At 30.7% G+C, this 19417-nt stretch carries 18 protein-coding genes; 15 read left to right on the top strand and 3 right to left on the bottom strand.

Annotation, left to right across the window (positions count from 1 at the left end):
- Positions 1 to 8: 8 nt before the first annotated feature.
- Positions 9 to 1586, bottom strand: a complete 1578-nt coding sequence (locus Q0T35_RS02665) for a hypothetical protein (RefSeq protein WP_293918524.1) — start codon at positions 1584 to 1586, stop codon at positions 9 to 11.
- A gap of 2 nt (positions 1587 to 1588) precedes the next feature.
- A complete protein-coding gene (locus Q0T35_RS02660; RefSeq protein ID WP_295840867.1) occupies positions 1589 to 3538 on the bottom strand; it encodes a phage baseplate assembly protein V in 1950 nt (649 codons plus the stop codon).
- 184 nt (positions 3539 to 3722) lie between these two features.
- Here Q0T35_RS02660 and Q0T35_RS02655 point away from each other — a divergent pair, with 184 nt between their 5' ends.
- The 14 genes from Q0T35_RS02655 to Q0T35_RS02590 all read left to right on the top strand — a co-directional run bounded on the left by Q0T35_RS02655 (position 3723) and on the right by Q0T35_RS02590 (position 18089).
- Positions 3723 to 3875 (top strand): hypothetical protein, encoded by a 153-nt coding sequence (locus Q0T35_RS02655; RefSeq protein ID WP_295840865.1) that lies wholly within the window; start codon positions 3723 to 3725, stop codon positions 3873 to 3875.
- Positions 3876 to 4232: 357 nt separating this feature from the next.
- The gene (locus tag Q0T35_RS02650) at positions 4233 to 4499 is read left to right on the top strand and encodes a hypothetical protein (protein ID WP_295840864.1); all 267 of its coding nucleotides are present in this window, start codon (positions 4233 to 4235) and stop codon (positions 4497 to 4499) included.
- Positions 4500 to 4706: 207 nt separating this feature from the next.
- Positions 4707 to 5621, top strand: a complete 915-nt coding sequence (locus Q0T35_RS02645) for a hypothetical protein (RefSeq protein ID WP_295840863.1) — start codon at positions 4707 to 4709, stop codon at positions 5619 to 5621.
- Between the two features lie 72 nt (positions 5622 to 5693).
- On the top strand, positions 5694 to 6161 hold the full coding sequence (locus Q0T35_RS02640) for a DUF4280 domain-containing protein (RefSeq protein WP_293918532.1): 468 nt from the start codon (positions 5694 to 5696) through the stop codon (positions 6159 to 6161).
- An 82-nt stretch (positions 6162 to 6243) separates the two neighbouring features.
- Positions 6244 to 8916: a peptidoglycan DD-metalloendopeptidase family protein gene (locus tag Q0T35_RS02635; RefSeq protein WP_295840862.1), complete on the top strand. Its 2673-nt coding sequence runs from the start codon at positions 6244 to 6246 to the stop codon at positions 8914 to 8916.
- Entirely contained in the window at positions 8864 to 9886 is a 1023-nt protein-coding gene (locus Q0T35_RS02630) for a hypothetical protein (protein ID WP_295840861.1), read from the top strand. The genes Q0T35_RS02635 and Q0T35_RS02630 overlap by 53 nt, the downstream gene beginning before the upstream one ends.
- Positions 9887 to 9989: 103 nt before the next feature.
- On the top strand, positions 9990 to 10409 hold the full coding sequence (locus Q0T35_RS02625) for a CHAP domain-containing protein (protein WP_293919247.1): 420 nt from the start codon (positions 9990 to 9992) through the stop codon (positions 10407 to 10409).
- 2 nt (positions 10410 to 10411) lie between these two features.
- Positions 10412 to 11338: a hypothetical protein gene (locus Q0T35_RS02620; protein ID WP_295840860.1), complete on the top strand. Its 927-nt coding sequence runs from the start codon at positions 10412 to 10414 to the stop codon at positions 11336 to 11338.
- Between the two features lie 313 nt (positions 11339 to 11651).
- On the top strand, positions 11652 to 12950 hold the full coding sequence (locus Q0T35_RS02615) for a hypothetical protein (RefSeq protein WP_295840859.1): 1299 nt from the start codon (positions 11652 to 11654) through the stop codon (positions 12948 to 12950).
- 11 nt (positions 12951 to 12961) lie between these two features.
- Complete coding sequence (locus tag Q0T35_RS02610) at positions 12962 to 14152, top strand: hypothetical protein (RefSeq protein WP_295840858.1); 1191 nt, start codon at positions 12962 to 12964, stop codon at positions 14150 to 14152.
- A 59-nt stretch (positions 14153 to 14211) separates the two neighbouring features.
- A complete protein-coding gene (locus tag Q0T35_RS02605) occupies positions 14212 to 15006 on the top strand; it encodes a hypothetical protein (RefSeq protein WP_295840857.1) in 795 nt (264 codons plus the stop codon).
- 478 nt (positions 15007 to 15484) lie between these two features.
- Positions 15485 to 15943 (top strand): hypothetical protein, encoded by a 459-nt coding sequence (locus Q0T35_RS02600; RefSeq protein ID WP_295840856.1) that lies wholly within the window; start codon positions 15485 to 15487, stop codon positions 15941 to 15943.
- A 138-nt stretch (positions 15944 to 16081) separates the two neighbouring features.
- Positions 16082 to 16225: a hypothetical protein gene (locus Q0T35_RS02595; RefSeq protein WP_295813032.1), complete on the top strand. Its 144-nt coding sequence runs from the start codon at positions 16082 to 16084 to the stop codon at positions 16223 to 16225.
- Positions 16226 to 16742: 517 nt separating this feature from the next.
- Entirely contained in the window at positions 16743 to 18089 is a 1347-nt protein-coding gene (locus tag Q0T35_RS02590; RefSeq protein ID WP_295840855.1) for a hypothetical protein, read from the top strand.
- A gap of 485 nt (positions 18090 to 18574) precedes the next feature.
- On the opposite strand, the gene Q0T35_RS02585 is transcribed toward Q0T35_RS02590, so the two are convergent.
- Complete coding sequence (locus Q0T35_RS02585; RefSeq protein ID WP_295813025.1) at positions 18575 to 18973, bottom strand: helix-turn-helix transcriptional regulator; 399 nt, start codon at positions 18971 to 18973, stop codon at positions 18575 to 18577.
- Positions 18974 to 19226: 253 nt separating this feature from the next.
- Between Q0T35_RS02585 and Q0T35_RS02580 the strand changes: the two genes are divergently transcribed.
- The gene (locus tag Q0T35_RS02580) at positions 19227 to 19385 is read left to right on the top strand and encodes a hypothetical protein (RefSeq protein ID WP_295840854.1); all 159 of its coding nucleotides are present in this window, start codon (positions 19227 to 19229) and stop codon (positions 19383 to 19385) included.
- The last annotated feature ends 32 nt before the right edge of the window (positions 19386 to 19417 follow it).

Genomic DNA, 19417 nt, shown 5'->3' with positions numbered 1-19417 from the left:
CTGTTACGTTATTTTTGATATGCAGGTAATGAACCTCCGGCATTAACATTTTCTCTGTTAGGAACTATGGGATAAACGGTATTGCTCAGATAATATCTTAACGCCCGTAATACGCCTGCTTCTGAAGTAAATTTACCTTCTCTGTATTCTTTATAAAAATTTAAAATCTGTGTGGAGGCAGTTAAAGCATTCTGAGCTCCTTTGGAATGCCCATCTTTGTCCGGATGAGCATGTTTATCAGGATCTTGTGCATCATACCCCTGAAATTGTACAATTTGATTATTAGCGTCTCTTTGAACGTGAGAAAGTGAATAGGAATCCTGAACCATATGAAGAATTTTTCCTATGAAGAATAAACCATCATTTCCATCTTTCTTCCCGCTATAGGAATTTCCGATAGGGCTGTGAAACCATGACAGCTTTTTATTATTTTCAGGGTTAATTCCTTGTTTAAACCATTCTTCTGCCTGGTTAAGAATTAATTCTTTTACCTGTTGGTTGGTGTAATTTCCTGAAGGGGCCATAGAGTGCCAGTATTGCTTGGCACCATTATGACTTTCATAGGCAAGAGTTCCTTCTTTATTTAGATTTATCCATGTTTTTAAATAGCAGGTTTCAATGGAAGATTGATTTTCACAAGGTACATCCGGCCAGGCACTTCCTTCATCTAGCCGATAGTCATAAATTACCCCGGCTGCTTTTGCTGCCTGTTTGGTAATATTTTCATGGATGGCACCTCCTCCCCGGATTTTAAAGAATTCTACTTGTACTTCTTCCCCATTATCTAAAATTACAATTCCATGATCGTCTTCTTTCTTTTCTGCATAAAATAAGTCTTTTGATTTAATTTCAATATTCGGAATATTTTTTAACACTTTTGCGGTAAAGGTTCTGGTCTGTTTAATTTTATCTTCTATCTCAAATTCAGCAAATGTAAATTCTTTAAACAATAATCTATTATAATGAATAAAATCTATGGCAAACCTTGTTCCTTCATCTCCGGGTGCATCTCCTCCAATATCATCATACTTATTTCTGAGTAAGTCATCTATATAATGTCCGATTTCTTCAATCATTATCTGAAACAATAACCAGCTTTTTTCCGGATCATTTTCGGCTTCCAGAATTATTTTTTCATTAATATAAATGGTTTTATTCTTTTCATTATAAAACCCGCCCTGATAATTTGATAGAGGTATTGCCTTCCACTTTGGTAAGGGAACATTATTTGCCAATAAATCCAACATAAATTTTTTGGCAGCTGTATGTTTTATATCATCTCCGAAGATAGCCCTGATGCCGGCAATAAAAGGTTTTGAGCTTTCATAATTGAGAATTTTGGATATATCTAGGTAAGGTGTTTGTAATTCCTGAGAATTCCGTATATATAAGTCTGATTTGATGTTGATAACTCTTTCTCCTTCTCTTATATATTCTTCAGGATCTCCCAGTACAACTCCCTCTTGTTTTCCATTTTCAAATATCCTTCCCATAGATCTAGTGATTATATTCTCTTTGGAATACATATTATGATTGCCGTGGGTAATTTTAGTAATATTACCTTTTACATATCGGTCTCTACTCATGGCTAAAATAAATTGGATTTTTCTCCACTGTTATTATTAACCCGTATTTCAGCATTTTTGGAAACTTTTTCTTTACCGATGATCTCGAAGTTTTTCATGCTTACTTCGTTACGGGTTTGTTTGGCTTCGGAAACAAAGTCACCATCAATAAATTCGGAATATTTTCCGGTAACATTCACTGTATAATTGGCTCCGACAGTAAGTGAATTCATCTGGCCTATTGTAGTAGATTTATCAGAACCTACAAAAGTATGCATGTTTTCTCCGGCCTGTAGAATGATGTCTTTACCTGCCTTAACGGAAAAATTATTAGGCGCATTCACCTTTATATTTCCTTCTCCGTCCATAAACATTTTGTTACCGCTGGGATCTTCAATCAGGATAGAACCTTGCCCTTCCGCATCATTAAAGATAATTTTGGTTCCACTTCTTGTTTGTATCACCTTAATATCATTTCCCTCGGTGTAATAGGCAGCTATCTCACCTCCGTTATAAGCTGTTCCCAATACTACCGGATATTCCGCATTTCCTCCCTGAAAGGCCACTAGTACGGTTTCTCCTATCTCTGGGTTGATATAAGTTCCCTTATCTGCTCCTGCATGGGGTTGAATTATCTGTATCCAGGGAGTTTGCTGATTGTATGGCTTTTGCCATACAAACTGTACTCGGATTCTCCCCATCTTAAGCGGATCTTTGTTGTCCGTTACAGTGGCATGTTGTATATCTGCTTTGGGGTAATCGTTTTCATTATAATCAGCGGGTACTGATAAGTCCTTAGGTATTCCCACAAAGCTGTTGGTATAGCCTTCTCCATCTGCAAAAGTATGCGAAATGGAAATAATTTTGTACGATTCCACCGGGACCCGTCCAGACTTAAAGGTATTGTGTCCCGGCATCCAGGCCATCATTTTAACCACTGTACCTATTTGTAGTTCCGGATTATTGCTTGTGGCTTCCATATACACCAGATTCTGTCTTTTTCTTTTTTCCCTTTCCACCGACCTTTGAATATCTATCTGGTTGTTTGGGTTCTGTAGGTAATGATTTGTTGGGGAAACATTGTAGGCTTTTTCTGAAGCATTAATGGCAAACTGCTGAAAAGGGTTTTCTGAGGATTGTACTTGCTGGGAAGCAGAATCTACAGTATAATCTGCACTTTGCTTAGGATCATAAACGGTAGTGCTGAAGCCCTGGGGCTGAATTTCCATTTTAAGCTCATAATCAAATACATCTTCCCCTTCCATCAGTTCCACTATTTTAGCTCCCCAGGCTGAAAACCGGAAACGGTCGCCTGTATAATGGAAATTTTCCCCGTAACGATGGGATAATCTCTGAAGAAAAGAGAAATCGCTTTCATTCATCTGAACGGTATAAGGTAGTTTATTCTTGTAATTGGGATTTATGTCAAAACTGATTAAATCTTGGGGATAGCCCTTGTTTACTTCTTTAATGATTTGTTCAAAGGTTTGTTCTTCAAAACTACGGCAGTGAAGCCCGTTTTCCATAAGTATGGAAGGGGATTTTCCCCTGAGGATAATATGCTTGGAACCGTCTTTAATTCGTGTGGAGATTTGGGTGATAACCCCAATAAATTGGGAGGCTGTTTTTCCAAACTGTTTGAAAAAGAAAGTGATTCTTTTCCCCAGATGCTGACGGGAATTCTCCAACAGATAGGCTTTTCCTTCTCCAAACTCATCTGGATCTGCAGTAAGTTCAAAGGTATGATGTCCGTTAAAGTTTTGTTTGAGCTCCAGCCGAAGGTTGGTTTGAGTGAAATAATCAACTCCCTGAATTTGAACGCCTATTGAAACCAGAGAACCGTCCCCATACAGGTTGTCTTTCAGACCTCCGTACCGTGCATAAGTGCCGGTTTTGTTTATTTTTTCTATTTCCTGTTGTGATAATACTTTAAAGGGCTGATTTCCAAAGTTATCTGAATTAGATGAATTCATAAGGTATGAGCGAATATAAGGTTAATATTAGTAATACTATAATTTAAATAGATAAAGTAAAAGTACTGATTATTTTTTATATGAAAAATAAATTCAGCTAATTTTTATTAAAGATATAATATTGGATTTTTAAGTATGTATGAGATGGCTTAATCTGTATTTTTTATTTTAAAGTTTTTTGTATTTGTTAAGACAACTTTCTGTTCACAGATTTACCCAACAAGTAGGAAAGATCAAAAGAGGATATATATTTGGTAAGACATTCCCCGGTGGTGGAGGTATTTACCCCGTTGTTTACCTTCAGGTCGTATTCCCGGTTTTCAAAATCAAAAACTAAGTTAGATTTTGGCTAAATTTTTTAGGAAGATTAAACCCGAAATATTCAAAAATTCGTTTTCTTTTTATAGTTGTAAAGATGTTATCCGGACCTTGTGTATAAATTACAGGAGGAAGAGAGCTTTTTCTTTTTGGAATTTATTACTTTACGACCGGTTTTTTGAATATTTTACTTCCGTACTTGATACCCTCAATCAGACCCCTTTCCAGATTTTTTCAATTTCCGTATGAATTGAGCTTTGCGAGAAAGGACTATTTTACAAGGTATCTTCTCTTTATGTAACCAAGGTTCCGGCCATTCTCTTTTTAGAACCTCAACAATTTCTTTAGAAGCTGTGATAATAGGAAAATGGGGATTATGGGTTTTCCTATGGGGGGAGAAATTGCACTTCAAAGATTTGATTCTCACAAACTGGATTCTCTTTTTTCTTTGAAGCCACTTCTTCTACTTTTTCATACTCAAAGAAAAAGCGCGGAACATTCCGTTAGTCTATTTATTAAGGCTACTTGTTTTAATCGCCTTTACTGTGAGGTTTATAAAATGAGACTTTTTTCATGTTTTCAGGATGGGGATAGTATCGGTTGGCAAAGCTGCCTTGCATATGGGAGAATAAACGAATTATAATTTAAAAAAAAATTGAAAACGATTTAGATGAGCTTTCGTGTATTGAATTACATAGCCTTGACGTAGGATTCTGTTACCTTCCCGAAACAAAAAATCTCTGTAAAAGAATAAAATACAGGTATTTCATAAAAATAAAATTTATTTTATTTAACAATAAGCGAAAATAATTATATTTGGAGGATAAATATTTGCTTATTTTATAGTACAATGGACAACATTCCTTTATTTTTTACCCCTTCTTCCAATAATTTAAAAGAGCCTGTATTTAAGGCCGATTTTTCTTCTTTGTATCATAAGTATGAAGTCGTCATAGAAATAGAAAAAGAAAATACCAAGACTAAAATAGAATATAGGGCAGGAGTAAAGCTTGAAAGGAAATCGCCAAGTTCAAAAAATCCGATACTAAGCATACAAAAGCTAACCAAAGTTCTTATTAATGGAATAGAACCCGACCTTATAACAGAAAAAATATCTGCTCTGGTAGGAAGTATCTTCCAATCGTTACAAATAGAACTGGGCCCCCAAGGAGAAATTTTGAATATTTCCAACTATGAATCTATCCTGAAAAAATGGGAAGAGGTAAAGGAAAACCTACAAATGAATTATGCCGGGCAAACGTTGGATAGTTATATAAATAACATCAATCAAACGTTGAAATCCCCGGAACTGGTTTTAAAAAAACTAAAAAACGATTGGTTCCTCTCTTTATACTGTGTACCCCTGTATACTGAATATACGAATCCTCCGGAAAAAGAAAAATGGAAATTTCCTTCCCTGTTGAAAGGAGAGGCAACAAAAGAATACTCGGTTATTAAGTCTTCTGAAAATTTAAATGATTCAGAAAACTCTATTTTGATTTTTGTACAAGACTTAGATACCCCGGATACCTTTACCAGTATTTATACTTTGGATAATAAAACCAAGCTCATAAAAAACATAGAAGCAGTTATAACTGAAAAAGAAGGATATTCCATTAGAGCAGACATACAATGTATAGAAATCCATAAAAAAGAAAAAGAAAATACGCCGATACCCGCAAAAAAGAAAGATTTTGATGAACAAGCCGAATGGCAGAAATACCAAAGGAAGAAAAAAGGATTTTGGGGACGGTTGTTTGATTGAAAAAAAAATACCTGTAGGTAGCCATGATCGTTAAAAAAACTAAAAAAGAGATAGAAATCTAATAAAAAACCTATGAGTCAGAAATATTTTGTATGCCAGGGGGCTATTTGTAAATGTGATTTTGGAAGTACTCCTGATAAACTTTTAGTGAAAACCCAAACTTCTGTCTATTTAAATGATGGTGAAGGATTGTACAAACTGGCAGCTACAACCAAAGAATTAGGACAAACCTTTGAAAAAAATACCTTTGGGAGCTGTTCAAAGAAAAATGGAAATTCTTGTATGGCGAATGTAACCGGGTGGAAGGATTATAAAGATAATCAGAAAATAGTAGAAAATGATTCTTGTCTCTTACTGGAAGATAGTACGGCAGATTGCCCGTTAGGAGGAAGTGGCTGTATAAAGATTACTTTTCATGGCCAGGTTACCGATGTTCATTCTCTGCATTTTGAAAAATCAGATGAAACAGTATTACAGCAATTGATGCCTTTAACTAATTTCAATGAAATAATTAACGATACAGAAAATTGGGTAGAATGAGTAAAGTTGGAATTAAGAAATAAGGTGTAAAGCGTGAAATTCTTATGTCTTATCCCTTACTAACTAATAAAAAGATAAATCCATGCCTGAATATACTTACATCAACCATAAAGTAAAAAAAGGAGAAACCCTTTATGGAATATCGAGACAGTATACTGTAGAAGAACATAAAATACTGCAAGCAAATCCCGAAATAAAAATAACCCCCAAAGGAAAAGGGAAATATGAAATAGCTAACCTCAAAGAAGGACAGATACTAAGGATTCCCCAGAAAAAAAAGATTGGAAAACGAGGGGTAAAAGCCATAACCGGGAATACCACCCCCAAAGCGGGAATAAAAGAAAAGTACCGGGTAACAGAGTGGTATCCCGGAACACCTACAGAAATGAAAAACCCTGCTAATGTAAAGTGGGCAGTTTATTACAAAGAAAAAGGAAAATATATCTTGAAGTTTAAAAAAGAAATCGGAGAATTTACCTTTCATGAACAAGCCATAGGAAAAGACATAAAAATAGTAGGGTATTTATATTCACCTGAACTAGACAATGACAGTGCCTTATCTGTAAAAGTATCTCCCAATCAAAAACCCTCCCTTACCTCCCTTACCTTGTATGATGTAAAGAAAGACAAACCCTTGAGCCAGAATGCAAAACTGAAACTAGGACAGATTCTCTATGTAGTAGCCAATACAACGGGAAGCGTGGGAAAGAAAATAGAATTCACGTTACTAAAAAAAGAAGAAAAACAAGGGAAAACCGAATATAAAACCGTAACAAACACTACTGAAAAAGTAAGCACTAAAGGGACAGCAACTACTGCTTTTCCTCTGAATGACTATAAGCTTTTAGTAAACCCCATAAAGAAGCATGAGTATAAAGTTAAGGCCCAACTTGAAGAGGGGAACGCAAAAAAGGATAAGCCCAAACAACAGCCTAAAAAAGAAGAAAGTATCATTTATAAGGGAACTATTTTTTTAAAAGAAGGATGGAACAAATTCAGGGAGACATACAAGGAAATGATTACTTCGGAAGATCCCCAAATTCAGAAAGTGAGCTTATATATTCCTGGAAATAAGAGTAAAGTATCTTACGGGGGAAAACTGAAATTAAAGATTGAGGGCAAAAACCTGAAAGGACAGAGCATAGAATATACCGTTTATGAAGATGACTGGCCACTCAAAGACGAATTAGACAGCAGTATAGTCCAGATGAAAGCAGATGTTCAGGAACTGGATATACAGCTTACCAAAGAAATGTATAAAAAAGGAGGAACCAGTTGGCTGGAATTGGCAGACGGCAAACATGAAATCTATGTAGATGTAAAGCTAAAAGGGGAAATCTTAGCCAAGAGTACCAAAATCATAGAAGTAGATACCTCTACAATTAAAATGGAGCCCATACCCGGAAACCGGGCAGTTATGACCGGAGAGGATAAGAAGATTGAGAATTGTTTATGTAAACAATATGATTTAATTTGGGGAGCAAAAGTAAGTTGTGAATTTAGGAAAAAAGTAGTGGAGATTTGTAAAGAATTGTGGCCAAATGATTGGCAAAATACCGCAAATAATCTTATGGCAGTAATGGCATGGGAAACAGGAGAAAGTTTTTCTCCTTCTGTTAAAAACCGACAATCTTCAGCGACAGGTTTAATACAATTTATGAGAGATACTGCCATACAATTAGGAACTACAGTAGAGAAATTAGAAAAAATGACGGCTCTTGAACAATTAGATTATGTAAGAAAATATTATTACCCACAAAGAAATAAAAAATTAGAATTTGTAGATTTCTATTTACAAGTGTTATTCCCTGCATCTATGGGAAAACCTGATGAGCATGTAGTTTTTAGTAAAGATGGAAAAGGGCTTGATAAGAATGATAAAAATTATTCCTTAAGAATAAAAGCATATCCAGTAAATAAAGGATTTGACACTAATCCTAAATATGGCAATAATGATGGTATGGTAACAAAGGCTGAGATAAAAAAAGGAATACAAAAATATATAGATAAAGGAAAAATAAATAAAGCAACTACTTTCAGTTGTAAGGTTTTAGCTAAAAAAGAAGACAAAAAAGAAAGTATTGGGAAGTGGCATGATCCTGTAGATAATCCAATGAGAACTAAATATAATTCGTACGGAAATATTAAACCTGTAAATGGAGCTTATGGAGATGTTAGAAATGGTTATACTAAATATCATTCAGGATTAGATTTATTCGCATTGCCTTATATAAAAAATGAGTTTGATGGTACCAAAGTTTATGCTTGTTTAGATGGAATAGTAGAAGAGTCTGTTGCGGGTAATCAAGCAGGACAAACAATAAGGATAAAAATTTATAATGTAAAAGACTTACTGGAACAAGAGAAAAAAGTTAATTATTCATTAGAGTTTAAAAAAGGAGAAATCAAAGGGATTGACATTAAAGAATCTGATGAAGTATATTTAATATATATGCATTTAAGTAAAAGGTATGTTAAAAAAGGAGATAAGGTAAAGTCTGGTGATGTAATTGGATTGTCAGGAGTGTCTGGGAGCATAGCTAATAATATTCCTAGTCCACATTTGCATTTTGAAATCACAACAATACTAAATGCCTATGGGACAGGAAAAACAAGAAGAACTAATCCTGCAAGATTTGTTAAGTTAAATTCATATAATACGAAAGAACAGGATGAAGCCGTTAAATTTAAATATAATGAAAATGGACATAAAACAAAATGGAATGCTCCAAAACAAGATCAAACAAAAGATTAAAATAATAGTATATTTCTTTATATTATTAAATTTTAATTCATGCCAATCCCAAGAAAAGAATATAGCTTTAGGTATAACTTATAATAATATTACCAATTTTTCTGACGTAATTTATGATGATTACAGTGGGGTAGGAATTACTCAAATTAAATCTGAAAGTATTTCAAGCTTTCTAAACACTGAATCCAGATATTTTATTCTATGGAATGAAGAAAATATTTCCAATACAAATAATATTTCTTTTACAGAATTAGCCCTTATTAATTCTAGAGATGATATAAAATCTGGAAAAGAAAAAATAAGATACCTTTTTATAGAAAGGGAAAAAGGGAAAAATAAAGAATTAATAGATACTTTAAAAATACCAAAAGGCTTTGATTATTCTCAATTTAATTACAAATCTGGTAATGTTGATAAAACAGGTATTGCTATTGGGAAATATAGCAACAGTACAAAAAAAGAATCTTTTGAGTTATACGAACTTTATGGTCTAAGTAATGTAGGGAAATTAACTAGATTACCATTATCAACTATTATTTACGATTGCCCCCCCCCTACATACTATTTAAGAGAATATGAGCCAGAAGAATATACATATAAAACTAAGCAAGAATATAATAAAAACAAAATTATTTCAAGTAAATGGTTTGGAATATATCATGTGATCAGTAAAGAATCTAAAGATTGGAGGGAAGATAAAAGTATTACATTGAGTATTTCAAAAGATTCTATAATTTATGAAATAGCAGGTTATCAGATTTATCAAAAATATTTATTAACAGGAAAAGAAGTTGATAATAAATTATTATTGTCTTATTCAAAGTATTTAGATGGTAGTGAGAGTGCTATATTAGAAAAAACAAAAGATTTTGGAAATATATATTTTGATGGTAAAAAATATTTATGGGAATCTCCCTATTTAGATTTTTATTATGATAATAAACAATATATATTAAATAAAGTGCAGTAAATAATAATATGCATAATTAAAGCTCTGTTTTACATTAATGTTTTTTATCTAATATTAAAAAAGAGGGCTTTAAAAACGGTGAATAGGTATATTCAAAAACGTCGTGCTAAATTTATATAAATTAGGTATAACTTCGGAAGTAAAAGCTATTTATACAGGATTAATGACAACACAAAGTGATTTTAGAAAAGCTATAAATTCTGATAAAATAGATTTTGTTTCAGGAAGTAATAAATCAGATTTTAAACCAGAAAGAGGAGATATATTTGTTTGGCGAAAAAGTAATGGTGTTGGTCATACAGGCATAGTATATGAGTATGATGAATCTACAGATTTAGTAACTATTTTAGAGGCAATAGGAAGAACAGGGGCTGTAGGAGAATCTCAACAAGTTAAAAATGGTGGGTATTCTGGAAAAGGCTGTTCGAGAACGGCTATATATATGAGAAATAGTGGAGCATTATCTACTCATGATGGATGGAAAGGATATTTTAGACCCAAAAATTATACTAAAAAATTATAATTATGAAAATCAAATTAATATATATGACCTTAATTTTAATCTCATGTACTTTAGTTTCTTGTAAAGGGCAAGATAAAGAAAAGTCTTTGATTGGAATAAAAAATAAGGTAGATAATTATTCTCTTGATAACATATTAAAATGCGGAGATTTTTCCTTTGAAAATGGTTATTTTGTAACAGCTGATTATGGCTGTATTTATAATCCAAAAGAGAATAATAATTTAGGGAATATTCTAATTTATTATATACCTAAAAATGACATAATTTTAAATACTCAAGAATCTGTTAAAGAAATTAATGAGTTGTCTATTGATGAACTTAAAAATAAATTTAACATTTATGTTTTTCTGATTGAAAAAAAGTATTTAAACTATAATAAATCAGGAGATCCAATATATTATCAAAAAGATAACTATATGGAGAAATTATTTACAAATAATTCAAATGAATGGGAATTGTTAGATTCTATTAAAATACAGTCCTTAAATGAAAATAATTTAGAACAAGAATGGAGAGAAAATTTCATAGATACTAAAATTCAAAAATTAAGAGCTAATGATTTTATCGCAGTAAATAATATTTCTAAAAAATGGTATGGGAATTATTCAGTTTGGTTAGACTATGGAGATATAGGAGGGCAGAAAGCAGGTTATGAAATTATTTTAGATATAACAAAAGATAGTATAAAAGCAACAGGAGACGGTTTCCAAATGAGCTTTATAGACCTATTAACAGCTAAAGAGGAGGACAGTAAACTCGCTTTATATCATTCAAGAAATTTGTATGGATATAAACAAGGGGGAGATATGAATCCTGAATTTGTTTTAATTGAAGATAAAGGGAACTATTATTTGACAACCCAATGGATATCTCAAGATGTAATAACAAAACCTAAAAAACTAGGTTATGAAATTATAAAGAAAAAATAATCATGATATATAAAGTTCAATAAAATTACAATGGGCATGATTAAACACTACTCCGTATTTATCTTATTTTCTGTGCTTTTCAAAAAACAATAAAAATTAGGTCTAAAAAATGCTGAATACATATGTTTAAAAATACTACACTGATTTAGTCTAATATTTAAATAATTGTTAGCCCCTGATGATTATGAGGGAGATTTAATTCCATTACTGTATAAGAAAAGCTCATTTTTTTGCCCAAAGTATAGAAGAATCCGGGAGGGATTTATTAGGAGCATTAGAAGGAGAAGATTTTAAGCATTATACACCAAAAAGGTTGGTAGAAGTATTTGATACCTTTAGAAGTAAATACGAAGATTATGGACGAGGCAATAAACGAAATATTTATAAAGGGATGAATGACGAACGCTTAGCTTATGAGGATCGAAAAAAAGCAAAACCCATTGCGGAAGCTTATTTATACGGAAAAACTCAAGGGAGGGAAACCGCTTCAAATCCAATAGCCTTAGCTAATATTGCCTACAGTACTAAAAGCGATATAGGAAACCAAGGAGGCAATGACGGTTGGAATTTTAAAGGACGGGGATTGTTGCAAGTAACCGGAAGAGGGAATTATGAAAAAATACAGAAAGTAATAGATAAACTAGCACCGGAGAGTAAAGTTAATGTTTTTGATTCAGTACCAGAGAGTGGGTATACCCCACATCAGGCGGCTATTACCGGGATGGCTGAATGGGTAGAAAAATCTTTGTATGCCTTAGCGTCTCAATCCACCAAAAATAACGATGATAAAATTGTAAACAATATAGTGAATGAACTAAATGAGAAAACAGATTCCAGAGCAAAAAGGATTGTACATTACCGGGGTGGTAGTGCCACAGCTACTATATCAGGAAGCAGTAAAAAAGTAAATTATACAGCTCCAAAAGATAAAAATGGGAATCCGAAATACAAGTCTACCAAAGAAATATTTAAAATTGATGAATGTATTTTACTAACAGGAGAGAAAAAGGAGAAAAAAGAAGAGGGTAAACTACCTAAATGGGTTCAAATAGCAATAGCAGAAGAAGAAAAGGGTATTTCAGAATATAATAATTGTAAATATATAATAAGTACTTATCATAATAGTACAGATAATGTTAAAATGACAAGATGCGGAAGGGAGAAAGATATAAAGACAGGAAATCATGAATGGTGTGCAGCATTTGTAAATTATTGTTTAAAAACAGCAGGATATAAATCTCAAAATGATCCTGGAGCTAGATGGTATAAAGATGTTAATAAAGTATCAAGAAAGGGTGGAACACCTCACCACACAACGGAGGTATGGGCAAAACGGCATACTACAATGTATATAGGTGGGGTGGTTGTATGGAAAAGTAATACTCATACAGCTTTTATAGTCGGTATTGATAAGAATAATCCTAATAACTATATAATATTAGGCGGAAATCAAGATAATTATGTGCGTTTTTGGACAGCACCTAAAACTAAGGTATATTCGTATTGCCTTTTTCCTGATGATTATGAGGGAGATTTAATTCCATTAAAAGAAATAGAACCTAATGACTTAAGAAAAGGAGCTAAAAAATATACAGAAGGTTCTCGAAGTTAAAAACAAATATTATGAAGAAAACAATTATTTTTTTAATAACGTTGATAGGTTTTATATCATGTACTAAAAGTCAAAAAATATATACTAAAATTGAAAATAAAAAGAATATGTCTGATAACATAGAAAATATATTAAAAGAGCAAGTTTTAGCAGGATATTCAGAAAACGAACCTGGTTTGGATGGTGGTTCTACATACCTATATTCAGATAAAGATATGAAAGCATGCGTAGAATTATCAGAGAATATATTAAAAACTCAAGAGTATAAATTTCCTTCACAAGCAGAGTTTGAAAATAAAATAAAAGAAATTTTTAGGTTTAACAGCAAACAAAATATTGTTAATTTTCTTATAGAATATCCTTGTTCAAGAGATTCAATTGTTTATCAACTTGATATTAATTATGTTACAAGTAATAATTCTCCTTTATTTATTTTATTTGATAAAAAATTTATATTAGAACCTCTTTTTATTCCAGAACTGATAGATTATAAAAAAAAATATCCAAAAATTTTTGAGGAAGAAAATTCTATATCAGATAAAAGAATTAGTAAATATGGTTTTGAGGTATATGTTACAAAATGGAAAGATGTAAAAGATTTAAATGAAAATAGAAATAATAATATCCAAATTTTGGTCAACCGCAATAAATATTTATTTAATGATAGCAAGTCAAGCTTAGCATGGTTGAAAGTTAATGATGAATATTTTTTAGAATCCTTAGTAATTACCTTTGGTTATACTAAAGATAAGGACTTATTAGATTGGGTAATGCAGAGGAATCGTTCAAAAGCAGTAGAATTTATAAATAATTATGTATTTGTAAGGAATTGCAAAGGGGAATTAGAGATACGTGAAGATATATTAAAATATATAGAGCAGAAAACAACCGATGAAGAAAACACCCATGACTATGCCAAAGCTCTCTATCATTATGAAGTTTATGAAAACCCGAATAAATGGACAGAAAAGGAAGCCTACAAAATATTAGCATATAAATCAAATACCTACGATTATCTTTTTATGAAATATAAAAACATTAGAGATAACAATCGTTGGAACATATTAGGGAGTATATATTATTATTCAAATAGAGGAGATGAAAAAGAATGGAAGGAAATAGAAAAGAATTTTGAAATGAATAATTATTATAATTTACCTCATTTGAAGGAAGCCTTAGAATATGCTTATATTTTTGAATAGTTAGGGATTTAAATTAAAATAATATCTAGACAGTTTCAGGAACTAAAAATTTAACTACTATGAGATTAATTACAGTTATTGTATTCTTTTTATGTTTTTGTATGGATGCTAATACTGTTGTATTAACAGAAAAACAACTTAACGGAAAGAAAGATAATGATAATTCGAAATTTGAAACAATTGCTTTAAAATATTTAGGCTTAGAAGAAAATGATTGCGCTATGCATCTAATTGTTCAAAAAAAATTACCTTATGCAGATCAAACTGTTATTGTAATTCCCGAATATATCTCTGAAAGTCGTAATGAAGATGATGAATTTGATGTTAACTTACATATCCTTCTAATCGATACCACTAGTGAAAAAGTAATTTCCTATTACCCTGATGAATTTGTTGAAATTTCTGATGCCATTAAACTGGGTTCAATTTCAATAGATACCGGATTATTTATTTTGAATGAGGAATATAGGGCTTTTGGAATAGTAGTCCATCACAATAATTTCAGAAGGCATGGACATTATACTTCCTCTACAATATCTTTGTTTATTCAAAAAAATAAGACCTTGCAAATGGTTTTAGATAGTTTGATTACAAACTATACCCGAGGAGAATATTCTGGTTGTGAGGGAGATACAGAAACAATGAAATCTGTATTAATAATATCGGATAAACAAACTAATAATTTTAAAAATATTATTGTTAAAAATACTGAAAACCATACATTTTTTGAAAGGGATAAAGGTATAACAATAGAAGATGAATTTAAAGATTATCCTTGTATTGAAAGAGAAGAAAATTTTACAAATCAATATACTTTACAGTATGTTAATGGAAGGTATCAAAAAATAAATTAACGTTATCCGATCTTTATCCATTTATCTTATTTTTCAAAAAACAATAAAAAAGGGGTAAAAAACATCCAATAAACATATTCGAAAAAATCGCACTTATTTTATCTATTATTTAAATAATTGTTAACCACTAATGATTATGAGGGAGATTTAATTCCATTAGAAGAAATAGAGCCTAATGATTTAAGAAAAGGAGCTAAAAAACATAAAGAAGGTTCCGCAAGTTAAAAACAAATATTATGAAGGCAATAATTATTTTTTAATAATTTTGCTGGGTTTTACATCATGTATACTAAAAGTCAAAAAAAGATAATAAAATTAGGACACTTTTAAAGTATCTAGACATTGTAAAGATACTAATATACTTAATGTTTTCGATATTACTATCGAATTAGTAATTAATCCTAATGATTTTTATGATACAGTGAGGCTTCAAACACAAAAAATATTAATTATCATTTAAATAATAGTTCAATAACTTATGAAAAAAATAATTTTTATACATTTTGTTTTAATATTGTTATTTTTGAGTTGTTCCTTACCACCCAAAAATAATGATACAAAATATAATCCTAAAATTAGTTTAAATAATTTTGTTTTAGATAAAGACACAGTTTTAATAATCTATCCTAGCGCAAAAACCATAAATAAGATAAAAAGAATTAAAGGAGAAGATTTTTATATAATAGCAGATGATGCAAACTATTATAGGGCCGAAATTTATAATTACTTAGATTCTATAAATAAAACATACAAGATAATATCTGATTCGGTGCATATCATGTACAAAAACAAAAATAACAAATTAGTTCAGATAAAAAATCATGATAGGGATCTTTATTGGTATGTTATATTATATAAGAATGAAGAAAGGAAATATAAAACAATATCTGTCGTTGATTTTAGACAAGAATATACTAGATTTTTTAATGTAAAATAGTTTAAAAAATACCACAACTTCTAAGGAACTAGGAAATTTAATTTTTGAAAAAAATGTTATAGCATTAAAGCCTAGTACTCGTAATAGAATCCGAAAGGAGTTTATACCACTATTTAGGTTCATTATGATGTAAGGACTTTGAGTTTAGAAAATTTACAAGATAAATATTTTGTTAATTCCATGAATGGCGTTAATGGTAAAAGTATAGTAATTCTTGCTAAAGAATTAGGTTTTACCAATATTTGTAATTGTTTAGGAACAAAAAGAGGAGGTTTTTTATGATCGTGATTTGAAATTTAGGAAAGTATCCCCAATTATCTTAGAACATGAAAGGGAATATGTAAATGATTTTGATGATTTAAAAGAAGCTATCAATAAGGGAATAACATAAGTCATGGTGCGCATATGCAAAAGAAGATTTAGGAGTAGAACCTACTCTTAATAATCTTAAAAAATCACAAAACAAACTACAAAATTATATAGGAAATGATATATTGGTAGCCTAAGAGGTTTTGTAAAGTAAATGATGATAAAGTAGAAGTAATGATATATGACTGGACGATAAACTGAGGAGGGGAAAGAAGAGAAGTTCAGAAGTTATTAGTTAATGAATTTGAATAACCCATTATAATAGATGATGATATTATAAGAAATACTATAATATCGAAAAGTAGAGAGAATTATTAAATAGGATAGTGAAAATACGTAAAAACAATATTATAAATTCGGCTTATGATAAAAAGATAGAACGAACAAAAAATCTTAAATTTTTAATTGAGAGGTTAAACAGAATTGATAAATGAATTTAGAAACAATGAAAAACTTAGACTTGCATATATGTTTATTTATTTTACTATTTTTTAGCTCTTGTATAAAAATAAACGCTCAGAAAAACACACCTTATGAAAATAAAAATGAATTACTTGGAAAATGGGAAGAAAAAGGAAGTTCAGATAATACATTTTCAATTAATTTTAGCCAAATAAAAGGAGATAGCATATTTGGACAATATTGTGCTGTTGCTAAAGGGGGAAGAAAAATAGATTGTGATACTGATGAAATATTTAATATAAAAGGTATTATAAAAGATAATACTATTGAGGCGGTATTTAACAGTTTTTTTGATGCAAAAAATGGAAACGCTAAAATTGTTATTGTTGATGGTTTATTAAGATGGATGATTACAAAAGATCCTGCTGGAGAATATTACGCACCTAAAGAATCGACCTTATTTAAAACAAAAAATATATCCAAAAGTGTAAGTTTTAATGATTTTTATGAGTCATTACCTTATTTAAAATTTCCAATAGATACAAAAAGTTTGGAACTGCTTACAGGAAAAAAATGTGATGACATTTTTTTTAATTATGATTTTGATAAAAGTTATTTTATTATTGATACGTTGAAGGTTACAGGGAAATTTGAAATAAATAATTTAAAATTCATTATCTATAATTTTTCTCTACTAAGCGAAGGAGAAGCAGGCGAAAGCGATGTATATTTAGTAAACGCCTTTTCGGAAAACGGCAGTTATTTAGATAATTTGGTTATTTCTGGCCGATTAGGAGGAGAAGGGGCTGCGGATATTTATTCTGGAAAATTAACTTCAAGTGAATTTTTTATAAAAATTAAGGAGGCGCATTATGAGTCTTCAACTGGTTTAGATTATATTGTATCCATAAATAAGACAAAACAATATAGATTTAATTTTTCCACCCATAAATTTGAAGTATTAAATGAAAAATATGATTGTTCTAATCTAAATTTCAACTCTTTTTATGAACAAGTGAAAATGTCTTTTCAGCAATCAAATACAAATATTATTGTTGGAGATTATTCATTAAAAATAAAACCTTATTTATATTGTACTCCCCTCTCTTTCCAGAATGTTGATAAATATAATGATATTGCATATTATTTAGGGCAATCAGGAGCGTATCCAGAATCAATTTCTTTATTAGATATAATAACATGTCAATATCCAACAAGAGTTGTCGCATGGTTAAATTTAGCTGATGCTCAATGGGCTATGACGGATTATCAAGATGCTAAAAAATCATATCAAAAATATTATAAATTAATGAAAGAGAAAAAAAAGGATTTAAAAAAGATTCCTAAATATGTTTACGAAAGAATGAAAGAATAGTAAACATACTTCAACTGGTTTTATCTTACATTAAAAGATAAAAATAAGAACATCAAATGATCCTATTAAAAAATAGCATTAATTTTAATATAATACTTATAATGTTTTGCGAATAAAAGGCAAATAAGTATAAATGTAGTGGATAATAATTGAATTTGATAATTGTAAATAATTGCCCCTATACATACCCCTGGTCAATATAAAATTTGTTATATGATGGAAAATAAGTAGGTTACAAGGTTGGAGGTTTATCCTTTTGCGATTACTATATAAAAATGGAATGTGTTTAATTTTAATACATTCCATTTTTTATTTCCAATAGTTTACAAACTTTTTCCACACGAATTGAGTTTCAATTATTTTTCTTCTCTTTTTAAAACCTCCCCCTATATCCTGCTTTATGTTTTTCAACCCTGTTAAACGGCAAGGAATTTCAACTATAAAAAAAAACTAAAAACAAAAAAGAGGTTTTTAAACCCCTTCATTTATTTATCCAATAGTTTTTTTAAAAACTCATTTTTTTCCTTTTCTGATTTCAACATCCGTTCATATAATTCTACTACTTTATCTAAAGGATTGAAAGTGCAATTATAATTAGTATTTGTACCATGATTAACTGCATTATCATTAAAATTGTTGATGAAGTTAACCGTAGCTTCATCCGTCATATTCTTGATAGCTTCCGCAGGAACTTTCAATGCTTGCGCTATTTTTTGTATTGTTCCTTCTTCTATCTGTTCTTTATTCTCAAGGGCTGAAACAGCCTGTTGGGTAATACCAAGTTCTATGGCTATAACTTCCTGCTTTATGCCCAGCATCTCTCGTAGCCTTTTGATGTTTCTTCCGTGATGGGCTTTGTTAGGTTGTAGTTCTGTATTGATCATGGTAAGGTATATGATAGCAAATGTATGAAAAAATAGCAAAAAATTACAGCTTTTGTTATTTACAAGAATAGCTTGTTGAATATACGAATCGGGTTGTTGGATAAACCACCCTAACAGGTTAATTTTACTTTTGTAAAAGGACAAGCCAGAACTGAATATACAATCGGAAAATGTAGATAGTTTATCCTCTGCCTTGGAACATTATCTGTATATAAATAATTATCGTGAGTTGGGATATATTCTAAAGTCTCTTGTGAAAGTAGCACAGACGGCTTTGATGGCTGAAATAGAATCTCCCGATTTTATTGAACATGATAAATGGGATATATATAATTTACTTACTTTAATCAAAAACCTCATTCCGGAGGAAGAACTGGAATGGTTGGATAAGTTGATGGATAGGGATAAGTAGAATCGGTTTTTATTATACAGCTTTATAGCTTC

The organism is uncultured Apibacter sp., from assembly GCF_946479295.1.
GTDB lineage: Bacteria > Bacteroidota > Bacteroidia > Flavobacteriales > Weeksellaceae > Apibacter.
Note: the sequence above shows the minus strand (reverse complement) of the source record. Positions and strands in the feature narration are given on the sequence as shown.